Raw genomic sequence first — 23,157 nt, 5'->3', positions numbered from 1 at the left:
ATAAACTATGGCAGATGAAGTAGCACAGGTAGTAGAGATGGAATACAAAGGTGTCTATTACCTATTAAAGGGTAGCCATGAAGCTATCACAACTATAATTCGAGCAATTCGAACATTGTCAAATTGGGCTCATGAAAAGAATTTGAAAAGCCCTGGAAGTAGTACATGGCAGAAGATTCAGGAAGTCTCAGAGGGCACTGCACCAGTAATTGAGCTTCCTAAGGAAATGTTTGAAAGGACGGTTAAGAATCCAAAGAGGTTTGGAGATGAATATATCTCACCGTTTGAATACTACTGTCAGGAGAATAACTTGAGATATTGCATCATGCCGGATCTAAATCCTAATGATGATTACATTCCAATTGGAGTACCTTCACAGGATCTTGCAATTCATCAGAAACAGATGAAGTCTTGGATGAGTATTCGTCAGGAAACTGAAGAAAATAAGGACAAGGATTATGATGCAAAGATTCAGGCAAAGCGTGAGGAGATTGCGAATGCAAAAACACCGGAAGAAAAAGAAAAGTTAGAAGGGGAACTTGCAGAACTTGTTCAGGCGAAGGAAGAGAATAAGGATAAGCTTCAGGAAACAAAGGATAAGATGAGCCGAGATAACACACTCACCTTTGAAGAGTATCTTCGTCAGGGCAAGGGAACAAACTTTGAGAAGAATCCTGAAAAGGCACTTGCGATGGAGCCTGAGGTTGGAATTGTAAGAGAGTTCTTGCCTATTGAGTGTATGGTGCCAATCCGAGATGAAGGTTTGGTTCCTGATAGTAAGGAGCTGTTCTACAGTCAGAAGACACAGGACAATGAGCTTTTTACGATTAAGAGAACCTTTGAACCTGATGAGAATGGTGTATTCTTCTCTGTTTATTCAGTAACGGATGCTAAAGATCCATCAAAGGTGAAGACATTCTCTGATAAGGGAATGACAAGAGAAGCTTGGATGAAGAAGCTTCCTGAGATGCTTAAGTATGCAGGAATGCTTGCTGATCAGCCAACAACAGCGCTTGTCACAGAAGATAGATTAAAGGCATATATCAAAGGGCTTGATTCAAATTTTTCTAAAACCCAGGATGAGGGGTCTGAAGAGAAACAGTATAGCTCAAAAGAAGCCAAGGAATTTGTTGAAGGTATTAAGCGAGATAAGGAACAGGCAGATCGATATGATGAATCTCTTTATACCACTATTACTGTACCTGCAGCGGCAGTAATGTCAGATGGAGAAGGAAAAATGTCTCTTGAACTTGCAGGAGGTCTTGTAAGTGGTGCACCAGTTACAAGCGCAAATAAAAAAATGGCAACACTAAAGATTAATTCAGATGACATCTTTGAAATGAAGAAACCAGATGGAGAAGTATCTAGCATTAAGGGAAAAGATATTATTGCTGAGCTTACAAGTACAAAGAGTAAGGATGAGTCAAAGGCTATGCATCACACAGCCAGAAAGTAGGAGAGTATGGAATTTATTAAGGAGTTTTTTAAAAGCTTTCAGTATCAGGGCTCCTCAATAAAGAAACATACCAGGACAGTAGAACAGACTGTATTAATCTACGGCATAGGCACGATTCTTTGTGTCTATGCCGGTTTTTTATGTGGAGCAGTTTGGGTGCCTGGTAATGATTTCAATGAATTTATGAATAATTTTCAGAAGTTCATTATTGAGCAGCATCATTATATTGTAGGCGTAACACCAGCAACAATTAAGTTTGTTGGAACATTTTGGGCGGCGTTTTCAATGGCGTTCATTATGATTATGACACGCTTTGAACATCCATTTGCCGGTCAGGAATATGGCGTTGCAAAGTGGGGTAATGCCAAGGAATTTACAAAGATGTTTGCAAACCATGATGAAAAGAATGAAGTCATTGTAAATACCGGAGACGAGCATATAGGTGAGTCGATTAAGGTAAATACAGCGAATTACTGGCTTGCAGAAGATGTATACCTTTCAATCAATAATGAGAAAACATCAAATCTAAATATGCTCGTGGTAGGACCACCTGGATCTGGTAAGTCATTTAGACTAGCTCGACCAATGTTGAGTCAGTTGTGTGGAAACTTTTTAGTTACTGATCCAAAGGGTGAGTTGTACAAACAGACAGGTCAGTACTTCGAGGACAATGGGTATGAGGTAATGGTCATGAATGTTGAATCGGAAGAAGGAATGCCTATGAGTATTCACTTCAATCCCTTCGAATATATTAGAAACGAATCAGACATCATGAGTATTGCAGGAATTCTAATGAAGTCTACAACACCACAGGATGATGCCGGGGGAGGAAATGACCAGTTTTTCGAGCAGTCAGCAGAGGTGCTTCTGACATCGCTTATTTATCTGATTCATTATTACTACAAGAAGGAAATGCAGAACTGGAAGACTTTTGTGAAGCTTTTAGATGCTACAACAGTATTTACAAAAGCGGATGGATCTATTGATAACAGACCGGATGGAATCATGGATATCATGAAAAAAGCCCAGAAGGAATGGCATAAAGATCATGATACAGACTTCCCTGGCTATGTCGCAGTGGAGAAGTTTTATAACGGAGCAGCGGAAACAACAAGTTCTATTGTTGCTTCTTTGGATGCACATTGCAGATATATGAAGCTGAAGTGTGTTGTGGATCTTTTGTCAGAAGATGAGATTCATATTGGAAAGAGCTTTGGATATTCAAAACCTTCACCAGAGAGTAAGTCAGGAAAGAGAATCCTTTTCATTGTAACTAGTGAAGATAAGCGCTATTACGATTGGATTCCTAGTATGGTTTATTCATTGTTCTTTGACGAGCTCTATCATTTGACTGCAATTGATCCAAGTTTGCATGAAAGTCTTCCACAGCATCTAACATTTCTAATGGATGAGTTTGCGAACGTTACACTACCTGACTCATTTGTGGAGAAGCTTTCTACCATGAGATCAAGAAATATGTCAGCGGTCATTATCATTCAGAACCTTATTCAGCTTAAGAGAAAATTCCCTAAGTATGACATGGACAAGGATTTGATTGGTAACTGTGCCATTATAGATATTCTCGGTGCACCTGATATGGATTCCTGTGAGTATCTGAGTAAGCATTTTGGTACTCAGACCATCCATAAGGCATCCGATTCGGATGCGAAGGATTATAAGGGCTCTAGTTCAAGATCTGAGGATGTTATGGAGAAGAGCTTGCTATCTGCAGAGGATATCTTCGCGATGAAGAAGGATGGGGAATGCGCCATTGTAATCAAGGGTGCAGATCCACTGTTTCAGAAGAAGTGTCAGATGGAGAATACACCATTTGTAAAGCTCTTGTGTCGAAAGCATAATCCGTATGATCCTGCAAAGCGCAATCGAGAGAGAAAGCTGGCAAGATTAGAGAATAAAGGATTCTTTTTGTCGGGTGATGATGCGAAGGAAGAGGCAAAGAAGATTCGAGAGAGTGGAGAGGTCATTGTTAGATTAACCATGGAGGATGCAGATGATTTAATAAAAGCATTTACCATTGGGGAGACAGTATCATCACTGCCAATTATGGCAAAAGATAAAGCAATGCTAGAAGAAAACTATGAGAAGTATTTGAAGGCACATAGTCAGGATAATGGTTTTGACTATAGTGTCTTTGATGAGGATGAAGTTACAGATGAATCTGTGAAACTCTATAAGGATAGGGTAATGTTGGTTCAGAAATTGAAGAATGCGGGTTATAGCGATGGGCAGATTATGAATCTGGTTCCTCTTATTAAGGATGGATATGGATTCGATGAGATAGAGGCATTCTTTAGTAATGATCACTCAGAAGATACGATTGAAAAATTTGTTGAAAAAATTTGCAAATAAAAATGCAGATTTAGGAACAGGCACTCCTATATGCCTTATGTAACAAGCAAGTAGAAGAGTTTATACAAGCTTGAATTTAAAGGATAAGGAGGAAGCGAATATGACTGGAACAGCAATTTTGGCAGCTGCTAGTTACACAAAGGCAATTACAAGCTTAAAGGGTGTACTGATTTCAATTGGTTCAGCTATTGGTGCAGTAATGCTTGTGTATGGTGGCATCAAGTTTGCGATGGCATTCCGCCAGATGGATCAGCAGGGAGAACATCAGGCTGTATATTCCGTTGTTGCTGGCGGCGTGCTTATCGGTCTCAGTGCATTGGTAAATGCATTGACATAAGTAACGTATTAACCGAAGTTCCGGCTGGCAACGGGAGCCGGTCGGAACTTATTTTTTGGAGGAGCAAAAAGAATGATTGATGTAGTAAAGGCACTTTATAATTGTTCTTTTACTATCTGGAATACGCTTATGAAAATAGCGATGACGCTTTTTACTACAAGTCCAAAGACTGCAGCTGGAGGCACACCTTATTCAACAGTACACACATTGTTTAATGCTATAAGCGATGCAACGGTTCCTATAGCGACTGTTTTCTTTTTGATAGCGCTTTATAAGACCGTTGTAAATGCACCACCAGAACAGCAGGCACAGAGATTTCTAATGGATGCACTTCGATACTGCATCATTCTATTTGTAGCTGCCAACATGTGGAAAATCATGGGCTATGTAATGGACTTTGCAGATGGAATCACAGCGAAGATGGGAACAACATCAGGATACAAGTTGACCATGAATAGTGACTTGGAATCAATTATAGATTCCACGCTAAAACTACCGGACTTTGAGCTTTCAGGAGAATGGTTCTCTGGGGTATGGACAACAATCGGATGTAGTTTGTTATTCCTGATTGCTGGAATCGTGATGGTGTTCATTATGGTGGCGTCCTGCATCTCTATTATTAGCGCAGGATTTCAGAGAATACTGAAGCCATTAGTTATCTTGCCTTTTGCAGGAATTGCTATTGCGATGGGTGCAGGGGGACACGAGATTTCAAGATCGCTTGTGCAGTATCTAAAGACGTTCTTTGGATTCTGCATATCGGGAGCGCTCATGGTTATTTGCGTAAAGACAGGTGTAACGCTGTGTACTTCGCTGGTTAACTTTGATCTCTCAGGAGCATCAAACATTTATAAGTGCGTGTTAATCACAGTGCAGTCAGCTATTACACCTATTGTAATCGCAGGACTTGTAAAGGGAACAGATAGTATGGTTCAGAGAATGATGTAGGAGGAAAAATAACATGCCTCAGATGAATCGAAATGTAAATTTAGAGGAAATTGATTCAGATGCATTGTTTGGAATCGATGCATTCAAGAATCAGACATTCATACAGAAGGTAGTGTTCTTCGGATGTGTCCTTTTAGGAGTAGCAGCCAATGTGTGTATGCCTATCTTTCTAGAGACTCCAAGACTTGCTTGTATAGCAATATTTCTTGGACTTTTGATGGTAGGAATCGCATTTGGCTGTAACTATACCGAAGACATGACGTATGGAAAATATCTATATTATTTCTTCTTTAAGCCATCGAAACATCTATTGTATGAATCTACAGAGGATGTAGCGCGAATGAAGAAGAAGGCAGAAGAAATTAAGAAGGAAGAAGAGATGAAACTAGCAAGACAGAAAGCAGCAGATCCAAAGGCACAGAGAGCGCTTCTGATTAAGGTTATTGCTTTTGTACTTGTTATGGTAATCGTAGTAGCTTCAACCTTCATTTATTCCAATCATAAAAAAGGTATGATGGTACATCACACCATAGAGGAAATGGAGGAGTAGAGATTGAAAACAAAAGAATTAGAGCTTATTGAACTATCAAGGACACTCGTAGATGAGTTTTATAAGAAACAGAATGCAGGAGTCCTAAATAGCTTAAGTAAGCGTAATTATGATGAACTGTCAGTTTCAAGAGAGAAGATTTTAAGTCAGATTCGAGATGAAATGTCTCAGTATGAGGATGTCGATGGTAATGAAATGACAGAAGAGCAGAAAGATGAAGTCTTAGAGTTAGTAAGAAAAGAGCTTTGGGGTTATGGAATTATTGATGGATTAATTCATGACAAGGAGATTTCAGATATCAAAATCTATAACGACAAGCAGATTCGAGTAAAAAGATATGGCAAGCGTATGGATTCAGGAGTGAGGTTCGCTAATCGAGCAGACTATAAGAACTTTGTAACAAGATTGCTTGAAAGAAACAAAGTCAACCTTGGAACTGCTAATGCAATTCAGACCTTCACGGATGCTACGCAGGATGACTTCATTTTGCGTATAACAGCAATCAGTGGGCTTCTCACAGATAGTGGGAACACTTGCATTGCAATTCGAAAGATCCCAAAGGAGAAATATACTCTTAGAGCTTTGGAACAGGCAGGAATGTTTAATCATCTTCAGCCGGATGAGGGAAGAACATGTATCGATGGAATTGTAGAGCTTAAGTTTTTATCAGAAGTAAATGAGCAGTTTGATGCACTATTTCAGAAGATGATTGCTTCAAAGGGTATCTTATTTACCGGTAAGGGAGCAAGCGGAAAGACAACGCTTATGAATGCAATGCTTAAAGAAATTCCATGGGATGAATCCGTGATGATTTGTCAGGAGAATGCGGAACTGTTTGATGAGGATCATCCGGATCTATTAGCAGCTCATGTAATGATTAGTGGTGGTGATTCAAAGGTGTCATATAACCTGGGAGACTTAACTAGAGCAGCACTTCTTGTGGATCTAGACCGAGTGATTGTAGGTGAGGTTAAGGAAGGTAGTGAAGCAGCTGGATTATCAAAGGCTTCTATGACTGGACATAAGTGTTGGACATCCGTGCATGGTGAAAGCTGTGAGATGGCGGTAGACAAAATGGCTGACTACATTAGCCAGGCTACAGGATACAAGACGAAGGAATCATTGAAGCAGTTATGCGGATTCGAATATGTAATTCATTTAAGAAATTTCCGTATTGACGAGATTAAGAAGATTGATGGATGGGATAAGAATACGGACTCTATTATTTTAAAGCCGGTATATCCATTCGAGGAGGTTGTGGATGAAAAGTAAGTGTGTAAAGAGAATAGCTGCAATTCTATTAGCGGGGTGTTCTGTAATTTCACTTACTGGATGCGGTATTTTTGAGACCTTAAGTGGTAACGCAAGTGGTAGGCCTACAAGCTTTTCAACAGTAGACGAATTGGAAAGCGGGAAAGCATATGTGTGGAAGGATGCAAATGAATCAGATGTGAATAAAGCATCTGGTTCTAATACCTTCCAGACTTGTATTACTGGAGATATCAACTTTACAGGGAAAGAGTTGGAGGAGGTTACAGATAATCCGAGAAGCATTTGGGTAAGTGATGAAGCAGATGAAAAAATTCCAACAGTAACAAGCAAAGATAAGTTGTTATATGTCTCGGATACAGAGGTGCCAGATTCTATTGTCTTTGAGCGCTTCGCAGATTATGGATATACCATTGGTGTATCAAATTTTATAGCAGATGGTGGTGATCATTATTACATTCCATTTGCGCAGAGTAGTGAAGATGATTACAAGTATTACATTGATTTGAAGTCAGATGCAGGTGCCTTATCAAAATTGCAGTCAATTACAAAACTGTATTTGGATAAGGTTGGTGACACAAAGCTTTCAAAGAAAACCGTATCGGATGGTGGTACTGTTTTGGGATTGCAGAAAGGTAAGTCATATGCTTGTGAATTTTATACAGGTACGTATTACCAGGATTTTAAACTTAAAGCAAACATTCACAGCTTTGGTTCATTAGAGAGGTTTGTAAGTTATGAGTTTGATTTTTTACATAGCAATTGCATTGCTATTACCATTCCTGATTATTTTAAAACAGGTTATTACTTTGTAAACGGAGTCGGATTATTCAGATATGTAGCGGATGAAGATTTAGATACATACAACGGTGAAGCATACGATGAAAACGTGGATTGGAATGATCCAATTATTATCTATGATGAAAACGGTTCTGTTATATCTGATCCAAGTGATCCTGATTTTGAAGAAAATCAGGAAGAGACAGAGATGGAACCTGAAGGCGATAGTGATGTAACAGAAGTAAAGGAGGGAGAAGCAAGTGAGTAGATATGAGATTGTTGCTTGGGCAGTATTAGGGCTCTTGCTCGTAGCGCTGTTCTACATGATTCATAAGAAGTTCAAAGAGCATAACGTTTGGGATAACTTAGTGAAACAGCATCAGGATAGTGTTGGAAAGAAACTGAGCTTGGAGGCAAGCTTTGTATCTAAGTTTGGTTCTATCGAGAATAAGTCGCTCCTTTATAAGATGGATCGATTGATTTTAACAAGTGGATTAAAGAGATTTCTTCCATGACTCAATGGAGAGAAGTATCTAATGCTATTAATACTTTCATTTATGGGTGGAATCATAGAAGGGATTGCATTTACACATAATGTATTCATTGCCTTGTTTATCGGTGCTGTGCAGTTTGTTGCATTGTATGTAATTGTTATTGCATTAGCAGGAAAGACTTATAACGAGATTGAAGATACAACATCCTTGTTTGTGTCGATTCTTTCTAACCATTCAAAGGGAAGCTCAGATATTGTAACCATTATGCAGAATACATTGCCATCAATGAAAGGTCCAATTAAAGAGCTGATATCTAAGTTTTTATTAGATTGTGAGCAGACCGGTAATGTGGATCTAGCATTTGATTATATGAAGGAATCAACGGATAACAGACAGCTTCAGACGATTCTAGTAAACCTGAAGAACTGTATGCACTTTCAGGCAAATTATGAGGAAGTACTAGAGCAGATGATGGGGCAGATTGCTGCTAGTTTGTCGGCGAGAGAAGAGCGAAAAAACATTCTCTTTTCTATGAAACTGACACTTGTTGCTATATCAATCGCATCCGTTTTCATTGTTTTATTCATTGGAAATGGTATTGGCATTGATGTAAAGCACATATTAACAAGCAACATGGTGGGACAGGCAATACTTCTTATTACAGGAATCTTGTACCTGTTTGTAGTAGTGAAACTGTTCAGCACAGATAAGTAAGGAGGAGAAATGGTAGTAGGAATTTTAATGGTAGTATTCTTTGCTGCGGTGTTTATCTTCTTTCAGACAATTGCAATGCTTGCACTTCATACTACTCCGCAGGAAGAAGCACGAAAGCAGTTAAAGAAGGTAAAGGAAGCAAAAGGACTTCAGGAATTTATATATCAGAAACAGATTTGGCTTAAGAAGATGGGGGCAGATGTGTTTCTAAGTGACGGAATTACAGTGGGCCATTGGTATTTATATAAGACTGTATTTGCAGGTTTGGGTTCAATTATTACATTTTTTGTTTCAAAAGGGGTAATGCATAGCTCAAGTTCACAGTTATTTACGATACTTGCAGCTGCTATTGGTTGGAGCTTTTTAGATGTATATCTGAGACTTATGAATAAGAGTAGCAACGAAGAAATGATGGCAGATATCTGTGAAATGAGTAGATCTGTTCTCTACGGTAAGCGAGGCGGACAGTATATTGCAGATGCTCTAAGAGATGCAGTTATGGTAGTAGAGAATAAGAGACTAAAGATGTCGCTTATTCGTCTGAAGAATAACTTAGATGGTGGGATGTCATTAGATGAGTGCTTAGATGAAATGGAGCTTAGCTTTGATAATGGTGAGATTTCCGCATTCTGTACAGTGATTAAGTCTCTGCAGTCAACAGGTCAGGTAGATGAGTCATTAAAAACGCTTGAGAATAACATCGAGCGTGAACAGATCGGTGTAAATAAGAGACGATGTGTAATTCTAGAGAATAAAATAATGATGTATGTCATGATGATAGCTTTTGATATCTTGGGCGTGATTCTTTACTGCATCATTATGAAATTATTGGAAATGCAGATAGCATTTTAGAAGGGAGGGCGTATGAAAAAGAAAAAAGAAGCAAGTGGCGTAGTTGAAAATATGTTGGTTGCGCTTATCGGTATTGTAATGGGAACAGCGTTCTTAGTAATCATCTTTGGAGCCTTCTCTGGTATTAGCGACAAGTGGGCGATGAGACAGACTGCGAGGGAATACCTTTTGATTATGGAAACAGAGGGATATTTGAAGCCGGCAGACCAGAGTGCATTGATTGCGGATTTAGAGAGCGAGGGTCTTTATAATATTTCAATTTCTGGTACGACAACACGAGAGGTTAACTATGGGGATCGAATCTATTTAAAGATTACAGGAACCTATGATGATAACATTCTTGCCTTTGCGGGTGGAATATCAAAAGTGGCATCTCATCCGACAACCATCACCATTAATAGAACAAGTACTGCAAAGCAGTAGGAGGTGGCGATGGAAAGATTTGTATGTAAAAAGAAGGATGCTACAGGAGCTGTTGGATATTGTATCTTGTTTGGATTGGCACTTATCTTAGTGATTACAACGATGTACATTGCTATGGCGAGTAAGCTTATGTCCGAGCAGCATACCATAGATGATGCCTTATCAGATTCGGTTCTAGCATCGCTTGTTGCTGATGATGTTTATTACTTTGAGACAGCTGAAAGCTATGGCTATCCAGTTGTAAGATTTAGAAACAGAGAGGAGTCATATAACAATTATATGGCTTGCATGAGGGATGCTATATCTAATACGGAAGGGTTTTATTACAACTTTGAATATACGACATTCATTGAATATGAGGTAGAAGATTCGCAGGTTCGAATTACAACATATTCAGGGAACGGTGGGGCTAGATCCACAAGCTATGGTCGAGTTGGAAGTGTAAAAACTCCAGCTGGTGAGGTTGTAAGAAAGACATCAGCATATGCAAAGGTGACATTCGATCTAAAGAGTATTTTAGATGATAGCTATATCAGAAAAACCAGGGATATCTATTGTGCCCTGAAGATTAATTATTAGGAGGATTTAAGTTTATGTATAAGAAAAAGAATACAGAAGTAGATAAGAAGGCAAAGGACAAGGCTACTGAGAAGGGTAAGCGAAACATTGGATTTACAGTGAAATCACTGATTATTCCATTTATCCTTGCTGCTATCGTAGCTTGCCTAATTTATCTTGTGATGACAAACATCACAAAGAATGAAGTGGTGAAAGCACATGTGGTATGTGCAACAAAGGATATCGAAGCAAATACCTTTATCGCTGAAGATAAGGTGGATGATTACTTTGAAATCAAGGACGTAGAAAAGGCTATCTTACCTGACTGCATTTACTCGGACATCAAGGAATTACCTGATGGTGGTTTCTATGTTGAGTCTGATCTATCTGCAAGACAGATGGTCAATAAGGACGATATTGCTGAGAAGGATTCTGTTATGGATAAGTACACTGCAGAGACTCAGGTGACTTCTATTAAGGTAAACGACTTTAATAACTCTGTAAGTGGAACTATCAGACATGGAGATATTGTAAATGTATATGCGAAAGATCCGTCCACAAATCAGCTTGTGCTTATGGTTGAGAACGTTTATGTAGAGGCTGCATATGATAATTCGGGTAATGAACTTACTAAGAGTTATGAAGCTGAAAATGGTGCTGCAACAGCAGTTGTGTTCTCTGTAAAGGTAGCACCAGATGAGGTGGATCAGATGAATACAGCAATTAGTTATGAAGGTATTCAGCTTTATTTAGCAGGAAAGTAGGTGGAACATGAATAAGGTTGAGTTGACCGGTAGACTTACGAGAGAACCGGATATCAAAATTTCATCAGGAGAGAATGGAACCAAGGTTGCGAGATATACCTTGGCGGTGGATCGCAGATGAAGAAAAGAAGGGGAGGAAAGCACAGCCGATTTCATTAGTTGTGTAGCGTTTGGAAAGAGTGCTGATTTTGTTGAGTCCCACCTACATAAGGGAATTAAAATTGCAGTCGTTGGAAGAATCCAGACTGGCAGTTATACAAACAAGGATGGTCAGAAGGTATATACAACGGATGTTGTTGTAGATGAGCATGAGTTTTGTGAGAGTAAGAATGCTAATACTTCCTACCCTCCTTCAGCACCAGATGATTTTGTGTCAATTCCAGATGATATTGATGAAGAACTTCCGTTTAAGTAAGGGATGGAGTCTGTAAAGCGCGAGCTTTATGGGCTCTTTTCTTTTGCTTGTCTCTAACGTTGATTTGGAAATCATCATGGGATTTGATGGCGGCCATTGCTGCTTTAAGATTTTTTTGGTTTCTGTGACGGTGATAGGAATCAGAGTAGTTGTGCTTGTGCTCTATTATGCAGGAAGAGAAGTGAGAATATTCTTGATGAACGATGTGCCAATAATGCTTTGTGTTTTTGGACTGTAGTGTAATAGCGTAACAGCCTTCCTGTAGAACATTGAAATACTTTCGATCAATGCTCCTAATATCTTTTTTTGTAAACAATAATAAACCTCCTTTTGAGTATAAAAATAAAACGGTTACAAATAAGTTTATATAATAAATGCTGGAATAATGGGAAGAGATTCCCTTGAATTATTAGAAAATGAAATTTATTTCGAGAAAATCTTAACATGGATAGCATGAAAAGTAAAGAAAGATAGAAACCTAATAAATTTCTTAAAGAGACATTGTAATATTTTGAGCAGTATGATATACTGGTAATGCCAGGGTTGTGCCAGGGTCAGACCCTGATAAAAACCAGGTTTAATAATGAAAAACACAATTTACAGAGGCGAGGTTTAAAACTTTTATGAATGAAAAAAATAGTGGAAGACCATCAGGCAGGGTAAAGACTGCAAAAATTGAAATATCCATTGAACCTGAAATTAAGGATGAATTTATGGAGATACTTCGGCAAGAAGGGAAAAAAGCGTCTATCGAAATAGGTGTTTGGATAAGAGAATATATAAAGAGCCGAAAGGAGCAATAGAATTTATGCCAAAATATACTTGTATTGACTTATTTGCCGGAGCAGGAGGCTTGTCAGAAGGTTTTTTACAATCGGGATGTTTTGAGTTTTTAGCTCACGTTGAATGGGAAAAACCAATGGTTGATACATTAAGAAATAACTTAGTGAAGAGATGGGGGTATTCGGAAGAAGAAGCTAAAGAGAGAGTGATTCGTTTCGATATACAAAAAACTGATGAATTAATGAAGGGTTCATGGACAGAAGAGACTATTTCAACATATGGTTCCGACAATGCAGAAAAAGTAATAAAAGAAGGTATTGATGGGTTATTAGGGAACAAAAAGGTTGACATAATTATTGGTGGACCGCCATGCCAAGCATATTCGATTGCAGGTAGGGCACAAGATCCAAATTCTATGAAGGATGATTATCGGAATTATTTATTTGAAAGTTTTGTAAAGGTTGTAGACCATTATCGTCCTAAAATGTTTGTATTTGAAAATGTGCCTGGAATATTAAGTGCGGCACCAGGAGATCGACTTGTTATTGAAAGAATATATGAGGCTTTTGAAAAGGTTGGATATGAAATAAGAAAGCCTAATGATATGAAAAAATCAATATATTCAGCAGCAGATTTTATGGTTCCTCAAGAAAGACGTAGAGTGATTATTATTGGTGTAGAGAAAAAGAGTAATCATAGCGTAGAGGAATTTTATCAAAGTTTAGATTCTATGAAATCACATGAACCTAAGCGCACGGTCAGAGATGCAATTGGTAATATGCCAAAATTTAAACCGTTAGATAAACCATATAAAGAAGGTAATAGAAATATTTCTCATGAACAAATAGGGAATGAGATTATTTCTCTTCATAAAGCTAGATATAATAATTTGAGGGACATAAACGTATTTAAGGTGTGGATTGAGAAATCTATGAATAACGCTTCCACACAAGAAAAACTTGAGTTTTATCATAAAGTTACTGGAAAGACTTCGAATCATAATAAATATAGAAGCTTAGAATGGGATAAACCTTCTCCTACAATAGTGTCACATCTTTATAAAGATGGACTTATGTTTATTCATCCCGACGTTAAACAGTTACGTTCTATTACAATACGAGAAGCAGCTTTACTCCAATCTTTTCCTATGGATTTTGAATTTATAGGGTCAGATGCTTATTGTTTTAAAATGATAGGTAATGCAGTTCCAGTATTGTTTGCTAAAAATATAGCATTATCAATAAATAAGATATTGGAGAATGATAAGTAATGAAAAAATTAAATGTACTTGTTGCATGCGAAGAAAGTCAAAGAGTGTGCACAGAGTTTAGACGTTTAGGTCATAATGCATATAGTTGCGATATACTAGAGTGTTCAGGTGGTCATCCTGAATGGCATTTTAATCAGGATGTATTAGAAGTAATAAAAAATGGAGGTGGACGACTTCAAAACGGAAAAGACTATTATATTGAAGGGTCTTGGGATTTGATGATAGCACATCCACCTTGTACATACTTAGCAGTTAGCGGAGCAAAATGGTATTATCATCCTGATGATAAGGATTTGCCTATAGATCAAAGACGTCCTCATCCGAAGTTCCCACATAGAGCTCAGGATAGAGAAGAAGGTGCAGCATTCTTTATGGCTCTTGCAAATGCAGATATTAAATATATAGCAATAGAAAACCCTGTGGGAATAATGAATACTAGATGGAGAAAGCCGGATCAAATAGTTCAACCATTTCATTTTGGTGATAGTGCATCTAAAAAAACATGCTTATGGTTAAAAAACTTACCACCATTAGAACATACAAACGTCGTTGATCCAGGAGAGTATATTGAGTTTGGAAGTGGAAAAAGACTACCTAAGTGGTATTCAGATGGATTGACTAAAACGAAGAACGCAGCAGAGAGAAGAACGTGGAGAAGTAAAACTTTTCCGGGATTTGCTAAAGCAATTGCTGAGCAATGGAGTAAATATGTTGTAGAACAGCTTGAAGAGGGGGATAAACAATAATGAATATTTATTTGAGAAAAATACTTAAGCACGACATAACTCATCAGATTAGTGTTACGAATGAAGTGCTAAATGGGTTTTTTGGAATTTATAATGACAAAGAATCTGCGATTATGAAAGGAAAAAAGTCAGGATTTTCTGGCAATGTAGTATTTTTATTAGCTACCGATCCTAGGTTTGGTGGAGATATTAAGCAGATAATAAATGCAGAGGGAGGAATGCAGGAAGATGACATCTTACTTTTTGTAAAAGGAAAAAGTAATTATACTATCGAGGTTATTTCTGCTTCGGATTCTAGACATAGTACCTTTCTTTCTATGATGGATCTTGAACGTCATTTGGTTATTAATGTTGATGATGATCTTTATGAAGCAGATGATGATTTAGAAAGCGTAAGATTAACAAATGGTAGTAATGTACTTTTATATGGAGTTCCTGGTTCAGGAAAGAGTTGGACTATAGAGCATGAGTATTGTACAAAGGAAACTAAAGTTGATAGATTGGTTTTCCATCCGGATTATACCTATTCTGATTTTATTGGACAAATTCTGCCAAATGTATCAGAGGATGGCCAGGTAAGCTATGCATTTACTGCGGGTCCTTTTACAAATATTCTAAAAGAAGCATATAACAATCCAAGGACAGAGTATGTTTTAGTAATCGAGGAAATTAATCGAGGAAACGCTCCAGCAATATTTGGCGAGGTTTTCCAATTGTTGGATAGAAAAGCGGAAATTTTAGATAAAGAAGATGATGGTTTTCCAATTGGAACTAGTGAATATGGAATAACAAATGCAAATATGGCTAAAATAATTTATGGAGACCCAGACCATAAGGTTAGAATACCATCAAATTTATCTATTATTGGAACAATGAATACTTCTGATCAAAATGTATTTACATTGGATACAGCATTTCAGCGTAGATGGGATATGCGTTTAATTGAAAATAGTTTTGATGAGATTGATGACAATTTTGCGAATGCAACAATTCTTGATACAGCGGTTAGATGGCAGGACTTCTGTGTTGAGATAAATAAAATTATTATTGGCAATAATGCAAGAATGACATCATCTGAAGATAAAAGATTGGGAGCGTATTTTATTCATCTTAGAGATTTACAGTATGACGATAGAGAAGAAGAAAAGTATGAAAGGGAATTTGAGGATTTAAAGAGAAGAGAACGTTATGAAAAACTGTCAGATGAAGATGCTGAAAGACTTAGACAAATAAGGGCAGCTAGAAAACAAAATAGAAAATTTCCAGAAAAAGTACTTAAATATTTATGGGATGATGCGTTTAAATACAATCGCGAAGTAGTGTTTGAAACAGGAAAATACTCCTCATTGGAAAGCATCATTAAGTATTTCACAAATGCCAAAGGTATTGATAGGTATAATGTATTTAAAGAAAATGTTTCAGATTCTTTTAAGACGAAGAATCAGTAAGGCGGTGTATCTATGACATTAGAAGATATACTAGGGCCAGAAAAGAAGGATGATGATATAAAAAAGCATTGTCATGTAAATTCGAATGAAGATGGGGACAGATTTGTTGGAATAAAAGCTGATTCTGATGAAGTGATGGTATATTTTCCTATAGGATATGATTTGCCGGAAAGCGATATCCAAATTAGGAAAGATATAAAGAATTTAGTACAGATACTATCAGAATTTACTACCAAAGAAGATCGTTTACTTGCTGTTAATAAATTTGCGGCGCCACAAACGGTTGATTTTCCAATAAATGCATATCGAAATGTAATAGAGTATTTTTTGGATAATAATTCAAATTATTATGTCGAAACGGATCCTGTGTTTAAAACAAGTGCTAAAGGAACGCAGGATTGGACGAAAACTGTAAAAGAGCAAACCCCATTAGTACAGACTAAAAATGGAATCAGTTCATTTATTTTTACAGATTTTACAGTGCGTAGTTCTTTGCCAAACTATAATAAACAAATAACTCAAATTAATAGGTACTGTGTATATGAGGCATTTGAAAAATTAGGATGGTTATATGTGCCTTATATGCCAGAAGTCCCAGGAGAACATCCAGATATCAAAACATCTATTAGCATTGTGAATACGAAGTTACAATCTACGAATGACGATAAAAAGAAAACTTTGTTTAAATCAATGAAGAGCATGTTAGAATATGTTGATGAAAAGACTACAGAAAGGCAATTCTATTTTGGGACGGATGATTTTGATCATGTTTGGGAAAAGTTAATTGATGCAGCATTTGGAGTAGAAAACAAGGAACAATATTTTCCTAGAACAAGATGGTTGCTTGATTATGGCGAAAATAAAATAAAGAGACCGTTAATACCGGATTCAATAATGATTTATAACAATAAATATTATGTGCTTGATGCTAAATGTTATAAATATGGCAGAACTGCAGAGGCAGACGATTTACCCAATGGTTCAGATATAAATAAGCAGATTACATATGGAGAATACTTGGAAACGAGTAAGGGTATAAATAACGATTCTTTGTTTAATGCATTTATAATGCCTTTTAATAGCGCGAAAAATCGTTTTGCAATTACTTCGCATATGGCCAATATAGGTGAAGCTGTAGGTGATTGGAAATATAAAGATCCGATGAAGAATTATGAGAGGATTCAAGGAATTGTTATAGATACTAGATATTTGATGTACCATTATTTGGGCAATAATGTAAAGGATAAAGTGAATTTATCAGAGTGTATAGAACTTGTTTTAAATAGGGACAAAGTTCCGGCACCGTAAAGAAAAAAGACATCTGTTAGATGTCTTTTTTTTGTTGTTCTTTTTTAGTACGCTTTGTTCTTCGGTAAGTATCTTGCGTTACACGGTTACAACATGCAGAACTGCAGTATTTTGTTCGAGTGGATGTTGTCTTAACCAAAAAATATTTACCGCATCGTGGGTTTGCGCATTGTCTGTATAGTTCCATATCTGGTTTTATATAAAACAGCGAGAAATATAAGGCGCTTAATAATGAATCAACTTTCCAAGAAGGGGACATTGTATCAGTATTATATACAGGATATATTCCTGACAGGTTCGCATTAATCTCGTTTCCTATAACATATTTTGCAACATCTATAATAGCGCTTTGAATCTCCGGACTAAATTGAACGGAATCATCTTGATATATAATCCCCTTATCATTGATGTCATTTATCTCTCCATAATCATATAAAAGATGATATAACAACTCAATACATTTTCTAGAATTTAAATTAGTATCATTATAATAGTTGACATATAGATATAATAAATTCGCTTTGTTGGCGTCTGATTCATATCCACCTATAGTGCTATTATAAAAACTAATATCAAAACTAACACTTTTTTCTAATATACTATCGTAAACATAATAATCAGTGTTACTAGGACGTATAATTTGTATGTCATTTCGAGTTGGGATTTCTGATGGGTCTTCAATAAGGCTTGCTTCTTTATGATTACAAGTGTTATAAGGCTTGTCTATTAAGCTGGTTTTAATAGAGGTGCCTTCTGAAAAAAGCAGAAGAATAATTAACGCTGCAAATTTATTATAATTTTTTCTTATGCTGCTTATTCCAGACATTAACTCAACAGTATACTTTAACCGGTTGATAATAGTTTCTATGTCTTTAGGGTGTATTTCTTCAAAAGTTTCATTACTTATAGGAAAAATGAAACCATATTTCTTAAAAAACGCAGCATATTCGGAGTCGTTGTTTTTTAAAGCAATGAAACTACCAAGAATATTACTGTCTGATATTGTTCCATTAGAATTTAGTTTTACTAGACCTTTTTGGGCGGCATATGCAAAATGAAGCTGATTAGTAGTATTTGACATTAGTTTATAAACGCTTTTGGGTGGTTGATTGGGATTTTCATGAATAGTGTCTGTTACACAATCTACTGAATAAGAATCAAATGTAAATATATTATTTTCATAAAAATTTTCTATTATTTTTGGCATATAAGGATTCCTTTCATGGTCATTATATAATTTCTGATATAACACTATATTAACTAACAAAACAAAATAGTAATGATAAAAGTAATGTAATGATTATATAATAACTCTAAATACATAACTTCACAAGTAAAAAGACATTACAAAATTAGAATAGTAATGCTAAAACTTGCTATCTTCTATTACTAATTCGGATGAACGATAATAAAATCAACAAATGAATATCGTTTTTCCGACTTCGAATCTTAGTAGCTTGAATTTAGTTGTGTCTTATGATATATTATATACATACGAACAAGTGTTTGTATGTTTGGTGGGTTTACCACTTTTCTGATCGATTCATCACGTTCAGAAGTAACGAGACCAATATAAAGGAGGTTATCGAGATGAGTAATAGTGATAAAGCTGTTATTGAAAAAATTTATGCCATTATTAAACGAGGTAATAACGTAGAAATAAAAGGCACAAAAGATGGCACAATTAAAGTGTTCGAAGTAAAAAAGAAAACAGTTGCAGTTTAAAAAGGTAAACTGTAAAGGCTAATTGGAGTCGGAACAAACGATGAAATTCGTTTGTCCTGGCTCCTTTTTTTTTGGGAACCGGAGAAAAACAACCATATTAGTAATATAAACAACAAAATACTGAACCCTGAAGTTAGCGCTATAAGGGGTAAGGGATATATCGAAGCAATTAGTAAGCACCGGAATTGGTGGGATTGCTTTGAGATAGCCTTGCTTCTTCATGCCAATTTTAGGGATCAGAGAAGCATAGGTCCCAGGTCATTAGCCAATCCTTTGCCCCTTTTCGTGAGTTCAGAGAGCTCAGTGGAAAGGGGCTTTTTTCATGCTCACAACTTATCGGAGTCGTTCTCCTCCCACAGACGTTTCTAGAGACACAAGTAACTAGCAGAAACGCGGAGGAGAAATATGAAAACACAATTAAAAATTTTCTCCGCAAATTTCTGCAGATTCATTTGGACCGTTGTCCACATGAATTTTGAAAGCGAAAACAAGGAGGAAATTTAATATGATTAACAGCTTTTATTACAATCCAGTAGAGGAGTGCAAGGCAGACTACCTCACAAGAATGGCAAAGGTGATTGATTCAATCCGTAATGGAGTTGAATTACCAGAATTTGGATTCAGCCTTAGGGAACTCTTATCAGAAGAAGAGAAAAGAGAAGTAGAAGATTATGTCTTCAATATTATGTTGCCTACTATTAAAGAAGAAGGATGTTATTACATTCGCAAGAATGGCATGAAGGCAATTGCAGAGGATTATCTCAATCAGCTTTATTTGGAAGTATGGAAGAACTTCCACAAATTCAACAACCCTTCTTATAAAGAGACCGAAGGCACCTGCTCATTTAGAACCTTTGTAAAGATTTATACTAAGGACCCTGCAAGAACTGTTACAAACAATGAAAATGGTGTTTCTAAGAGAGCGGGATACAAAAAAAACATCATTAAGAAGACTCAGCGTTACATCACAAGTAATTATGGCATAGATGTCGATGATATTACGGCTGAGGATATTTTCGCAAACATGAAAGAAGTGTCTGCAACACAGCTTTCGGTCAATGATATTGCAAAGACAATGTCATTAATGATGAGACGCGCTGGAATGGAAGATATCGAGAATAGCTGTGACTACGCATCAGAGATGGAAGAATTATACATTGCTTCTCAGAAAATAACAGATATATTTCATGCTTTCGTTGATAAGCTACGTCCAATGCAGAGATTTATCTTCTGCCAGAATTTTGGATTTTGCTCAGAAAAGTATGATGATATCACATTAGCACAGTTAGCGTGTGACGCTGACTTCCTTAAGATTGTGAAGGAAGATGTTATTGGGAAGAAACATTTAGTTACTAGCGATGTTCAGATTGATGCTCCACGAAAGAATGGTTCAGTGATTCAGGGCGGTCCAATCGTATTATGCAATGTAGAACATATCGATGTGAACTTTATCACTCATCAGAGAGTTCGCTGCAGGGATTTAATTGTAGAATTTGTGAAGGAAAAGGGACTTGATGAGTATGATGTAATGTCGAGTCTTACACAGATTTTGGGTGAAACTTGGGATGAACTTTCGACACAGTATGGATTGCGTTAATGGAGGATATAGATATGGCATATAAGAGAAAACCAGTAGAAAGCTTGGAATTTGATGTTCGAACTGGTCAAAAGAAATATGTTAGATATAACGAAGGTGCAGAACTTTACTCAATGGGGGTCCATGGTTTCATGGACCTTGCCAAAGAGGCTGGAGCGGTAAGAAAGATAAAAGGCGTGTGTCTCGTGAATCTAGAAGTATTAAATCAGTACATAGAAGATATGTATTCATAAAAAAGTACTAATATGGACAAATTTGGAGCAGCTACGTTTTTGCGAGATTTACATAGTCGATTTATAATGATTATGTAAGGTAAAAGCGTAGTTGTTCCTATTTTATAAGTGAATTGGAGGTAATAAAATGGCTTATAGAATGAGGAAAGATCCGCAAGGACATACGTTAAAAAACGGAGAATGTTATAGAAAGGATGGTAGATATAGCTATTCTTGGACAAATCCAAGAGGTGAGAGAAAAACAATTTATTCAACCAATCTGCAGGCTTTGCGTAAGCGTGAGAAGCAGCTTATCTATGACTTAGAAGATGGAATTGATCCTTTAGCAGCCAATGTAGTGACTGTAAATCAGTTGTGGGATAAGTATATAAAGCAGAAGTATGACTTAAAAGATACAACTAGGAATAATTACATTTACTGTTATGATCGCTGGGTTAGAAATGGTTTTGGTAAGCTGAAGTTGTCGAGAGTGAAATACTCTGACGTAAAAGACTTTTACTATGACTTGATACTTAAGAAGGGACTTAAAGCGAATACAGTAGATAGTGTTCAGTGTTTGCTTCATCCTATTTTTCAGATGGCAATTAGAGATCAGCTTATAAGAGTGAATCCGACAGAAGGTGTAATGGCTGAAATTAAGAAGAATAAATCTTGGGCTCCTAAAAAGAAGACAGCGCTAACTGTTCCGCAGCAAAAAGCTTTGTTAAACTATGTGGAGGAAAGTGATACATATAGCGGATGGTATCCAGTCATTACGGTGTTACTCGGAACAGGGATGCGTATTTCTGAATGTTTAGGGCTTAGATGGGATGATTTGAATTTTGATGAAAACTACATCAGTGTGAATCATAACCTTATTTATAGACCGAATGCAGAGGGAAAAGTAGTTCATTCTATTCAGACACCTAAAACAGAGGCTGGTATAAGAACTATACCAATGTTGCCGGAAGTAAGAGAGGCATTTTTGATGGAATATGAAATACAGAAGTGCACAGGTTTTTGCCAGTCAGTTGTAGATGATTATTCTGGATTTGTGTTTTCTTCTGCAAAAGGGAATGTCTATACACCTGAATCTGTGAATAATGCAATTAAGAGAATTTGTGAAGCATATAATAAAGAAGAAACTCAGCTGGCAAAGAAAGAAAAAAGAAGTCCTATATTACTTCCAGACTTTAGTTGCCATATATTGAGGCATACATTCTGCACAAGGCTTTGTGAGAGTGAAACTAATCTAAAAGTAATCCAGAGTATAATGGGGCACTCGGATATTTCTACAACTATGAATATCTATGCTGATTGTACTGCAGAGCAGAAGCAGGAAGTGTTGAATAATCTTGAAGGAAGAGTTATAATTAAATAGATAGATATGTCTTTAATGAGAAATTGTTTGGACATATTTGAACAGCGTTAGTGCATGGGAAAAGTACAGATTGACACATATTTGACCGTAAAGTTTTTTGATAATACGGACAGATACGGATTGATATGGAAAACCCATATATAGTAGTACGGATTGATTCGTACATTGCTTGGAACGATATGTAAGAGCAAAGAATTTTGTTCCCTACAATGAAACAGTTGGATAAATAATAATTTATATTTATAAAATCAAATTTCGTAAATAATTAGATTAAAAATAATAAAGCAATAGCAAATAATAGAAAGGCATGTATGTATCGCTAGAATGCGATCGTATGTGCCTTGTTTGCTTTAGATATTTAAGGAATAGAAAAGAGGAAAAAATGAATTTTATTTTTGTGGCACTAGGTGGTGCGTTTGGAGCAATGGCACGGTACGCTATTAGTTTGATACCAGTGAAGACACATTTTCCAATATTAACGTTAGTTACTAATATAATTGGTGCTATTTTGATTGGATTTATTGTCGGATTAGTAGATAGAAAAGGTGATATATCAAGTAAAACAGTACTTTTTTGGAAAACGGGGGTATGTGGTGGATTTACTACATTTTCAACTTTTTCACTTGAATCGTGTAATTTGTTTGAAGAAAGAATATATATAACTGGAGGAATATATGTGGCATTGAGTGTCGGATGTTGTGTTTTGGGAATATTAATAGGTAAAAAGTTGTCATACTTAATATAAGGAATATAAGAA

Annotated in this window: 25 protein-coding genes and 1 pseudogene; 24 read left to right on the top strand and 2 right to left on the bottom strand. The window is 36.6% G+C overall.

Features of this window, described 5'->3' with window-relative positions; translation table 11 throughout:
* The first annotated feature begins 7 nt into the window (after positions 1 to 7).
* The 14 genes and pseudogenes from BLV79_RS07785 to BLV79_RS07720 all read left to right on the top strand — a co-directional run bounded on the left by BLV79_RS07785 (position 8) and on the right by BLV79_RS07720 (position 11,930).
* On the top strand, positions 8 to 1,456 hold the full coding sequence (locus BLV79_RS07785; protein WP_074717828.1) for a hypothetical protein: 1,449 nt from the start codon (positions 8 to 10) through the stop codon (positions 1,454 to 1,456).
* A gap of 6 nt (positions 1,457 to 1,462) precedes the next feature.
* Positions 1,463 to 3,826: a VirD4-like conjugal transfer protein, CD1115 family gene (locus tag BLV79_RS07780; RefSeq protein ID WP_074717825.1), complete on the top strand. Its 2,364-nt coding sequence runs from the start codon at positions 1,463 to 1,465 to the stop codon at positions 3,824 to 3,826.
* A 100-nt stretch (positions 3,827 to 3,926) separates the two neighbouring features.
* Entirely contained in the window at positions 3,927 to 4,163 is a 237-nt protein-coding gene (locus BLV79_RS07775) for a hypothetical protein (RefSeq protein WP_074717822.1), read from the top strand.
* A gap of 72 nt (positions 4,164 to 4,235) precedes the next feature.
* Positions 4,236 to 5,111, top strand: a complete 876-nt coding sequence (locus tag BLV79_RS07770; protein WP_074717819.1) for a hypothetical protein — start codon at positions 4,236 to 4,238, stop codon at positions 5,109 to 5,111.
* 13 nt (positions 5,112 to 5,124) lie between these two features.
* Positions 5,125 to 5,661, top strand: coding sequence for a hypothetical protein (locus BLV79_RS07765; protein WP_074717816.1), 537 nt, complete (start codon positions 5,125 to 5,127; stop codon positions 5,659 to 5,661).
* Between the two features lie 3 nt (positions 5,662 to 5,664).
* Positions 5,665 to 6,933 carry an ATPase, T2SS/T4P/T4SS family gene (locus BLV79_RS07760; protein ID WP_031557978.1) on the top strand — a complete coding sequence of 423 codons (1,269 nt, stop codon included), beginning with the start codon at positions 5,665 to 5,667 and terminating at the stop codon, positions 6,931 to 6,933.
* Entirely contained in the window at positions 6,923 to 7,978 is a 1,056-nt protein-coding gene (locus BLV79_RS07755) for a hypothetical protein (RefSeq protein ID WP_074717813.1), read from the top strand. The genes BLV79_RS07760 and BLV79_RS07755 overlap by 11 nt, the downstream gene beginning before the upstream one ends.
* Before the next feature lie 55 nt (positions 7,979 to 8,033).
* Positions 8,034 to 8,225: a hypothetical protein gene (locus BLV79_RS07750; RefSeq protein WP_143470233.1), complete on the top strand. Its 192-nt coding sequence runs from the start codon at positions 8,034 to 8,036 to the stop codon at positions 8,223 to 8,225.
* Between the two features lie 42 nt (positions 8,226 to 8,267).
* Entirely contained in the window at positions 8,268 to 8,918 is a 651-nt protein-coding gene (locus tag BLV79_RS07745; RefSeq protein WP_143470232.1) for a hypothetical protein, read from the top strand.
* Between the two features lie 9 nt (positions 8,919 to 8,927).
* Positions 8,928 to 9,770 (top strand): type II secretion system F family protein, encoded by an 843-nt coding sequence (locus BLV79_RS07740; RefSeq protein ID WP_074717806.1) that lies wholly within the window; start codon positions 8,928 to 8,930, stop codon positions 9,768 to 9,770.
* Positions 9,771 to 9,782: 12 nt separating this feature from the next.
* The gene (locus tag BLV79_RS07735) at positions 9,783 to 10,193 is read left to right on the top strand and encodes a hypothetical protein (RefSeq protein ID WP_031557973.1); all 411 of its coding nucleotides are present in this window, start codon (positions 9,783 to 9,785) and stop codon (positions 10,191 to 10,193) included.
* Positions 10,194 to 10,202: 9 nt separating this feature from the next.
* A complete protein-coding gene (locus BLV79_RS07730) occupies positions 10,203 to 10,772 on the top strand; it encodes a hypothetical protein (RefSeq protein WP_074717803.1) in 570 nt (189 codons plus the stop codon).
* Positions 10,773 to 10,786: 14 nt separating this feature from the next.
* Positions 10,787 to 11,515: a CpaB family protein gene (locus BLV79_RS07725; RefSeq protein WP_074717801.1), complete on the top strand. Its 729-nt coding sequence runs from the start codon at positions 10,787 to 10,789 to the stop codon at positions 11,513 to 11,515.
* 7 nt (positions 11,516 to 11,522) lie between these two features.
* A pseudogene (locus tag BLV79_RS07720) lies at positions 11,523 to 11,930 on the top strand (single-stranded DNA-binding protein).
* On the opposite strand, the gene BLV79_RS12765 reads toward BLV79_RS07720, so the two are convergent.
* Entirely contained in the window at positions 11,923 to 12,246 is a 324-nt protein-coding gene (locus BLV79_RS12765; protein ID WP_074717798.1) for a hypothetical protein, read from the bottom strand. The pseudogene BLV79_RS07720 and the gene BLV79_RS12765 overlap by 8 nt on opposite strands.
* Before the next feature lie 307 nt (positions 12,247 to 12,553).
* Between BLV79_RS12765 and BLV79_RS07710 the strand changes: the two genes are divergently transcribed.
* The 5 genes from BLV79_RS07710 to BLV79_RS07690 are packed head-to-tail and all read left to right on the top strand — an operon-like array spanning position 12,554 to position 17,485.
* Positions 12,554 to 12,733, top strand: coding sequence for an antitoxin (locus tag BLV79_RS07710; protein WP_074717795.1), 180 nt, complete (start codon positions 12,554 to 12,556; stop codon positions 12,731 to 12,733).
* 5 nt (positions 12,734 to 12,738) lie between these two features.
* On the top strand, positions 12,739 to 13,983 hold the full coding sequence (locus BLV79_RS07705) for a DNA cytosine methyltransferase (RefSeq protein ID WP_074717792.1): 1,245 nt from the start codon (positions 12,739 to 12,741) through the stop codon (positions 13,981 to 13,983).
* Positions 13,983 to 14,729 carry a hypothetical protein gene (locus BLV79_RS07700; protein ID WP_074717790.1) on the top strand — a complete coding sequence of 249 codons (747 nt, stop codon included), beginning with the start codon at positions 13,983 to 13,985 and terminating at the stop codon, positions 14,727 to 14,729. Before BLV79_RS07705 ends, BLV79_RS07700 begins: the two co-directional genes overlap by 1 nt.
* Positions 14,729 to 16,177, top strand: a complete 1,449-nt coding sequence (locus BLV79_RS07695; RefSeq protein ID WP_074717787.1) for an McrB family protein — start codon at positions 14,729 to 14,731, stop codon at positions 16,175 to 16,177. The genes BLV79_RS07700 and BLV79_RS07695 overlap by 1 nt, the downstream gene beginning before the upstream one ends.
* A gap of 12 nt (positions 16,178 to 16,189) precedes the next feature.
* Entirely contained in the window at positions 16,190 to 17,485 is a 1,296-nt protein-coding gene (locus BLV79_RS07690; RefSeq protein WP_074717784.1) for an LlaJI family restriction endonuclease, read from the top strand.
* Between the two features lie 16 nt (positions 17,486 to 17,501).
* On the opposite strand, the gene BLV79_RS07685 is transcribed toward BLV79_RS07690, so the two are convergent.
* Positions 17,502 to 18,692, bottom strand: coding sequence for a CGNR zinc finger domain-containing protein (locus BLV79_RS07685; protein ID WP_074717781.1), 1,191 nt, complete (start codon positions 18,690 to 18,692; stop codon positions 17,502 to 17,504).
* Positions 18,693 to 19,075: 383 nt separating this feature from the next.
* On the opposite strand from BLV79_RS07685, the gene BLV79_RS13180 reads away from it, so the two are divergent.
* The 5 genes from BLV79_RS13180 to crcB all read left to right on the top strand — a co-directional run bounded on the left by BLV79_RS13180 (position 19,076) and on the right by crcB (position 23,145).
* Positions 19,076 to 19,210 carry a hypothetical protein gene (locus BLV79_RS13180; RefSeq protein WP_278286148.1) on the top strand — a complete coding sequence of 45 codons (135 nt, stop codon included), beginning with the start codon at positions 19,076 to 19,078 and terminating at the stop codon, positions 19,208 to 19,210.
* A gap of 505 nt (positions 19,211 to 19,715) precedes the next feature.
* Positions 19,716 to 20,807 (top strand): hypothetical protein, encoded by a 1,092-nt coding sequence (locus tag BLV79_RS07680; RefSeq protein ID WP_074717779.1) that lies wholly within the window; start codon positions 19,716 to 19,718, stop codon positions 20,805 to 20,807.
* Positions 20,808 to 20,821: 14 nt separating this feature from the next.
* Positions 20,822 to 21,040 carry a DUF6462 family protein gene (locus tag BLV79_RS07675; RefSeq protein ID WP_031557962.1) on the top strand — a complete coding sequence of 73 codons (219 nt, stop codon included), beginning with the start codon at positions 20,822 to 20,824 and terminating at the stop codon, positions 21,038 to 21,040.
* Positions 21,041 to 21,167: 127 nt separating this feature from the next.
* A complete protein-coding gene (locus BLV79_RS07670; protein WP_074717776.1) occupies positions 21,168 to 22,400 on the top strand; it encodes a tyrosine-type recombinase/integrase in 1,233 nt (410 codons plus the stop codon).
* Positions 22,401 to 22,782: 382 nt separating this feature from the next.
* Positions 22,783 to 23,145, top strand: coding sequence for a fluoride efflux transporter CrcB (gene crcB, locus BLV79_RS07665; protein ID WP_074717773.1), 363 nt, complete (start codon positions 22,783 to 22,785; stop codon positions 23,143 to 23,145).
* Positions 23,146 to 23,157 lie beyond the last annotated feature (12 nt).

Source organism: Lachnobacterium bovis DSM 14045 (assembly GCF_900107245.1).
GTDB classification, from domain to species: domain Bacteria; phylum Bacillota; class Clostridia; order Lachnospirales; family Lachnospiraceae; genus Roseburia; species Roseburia bovis.
Note: the sequence above shows the minus strand (reverse complement) of the source record. Positions and strands in the feature narration are given on the sequence as shown.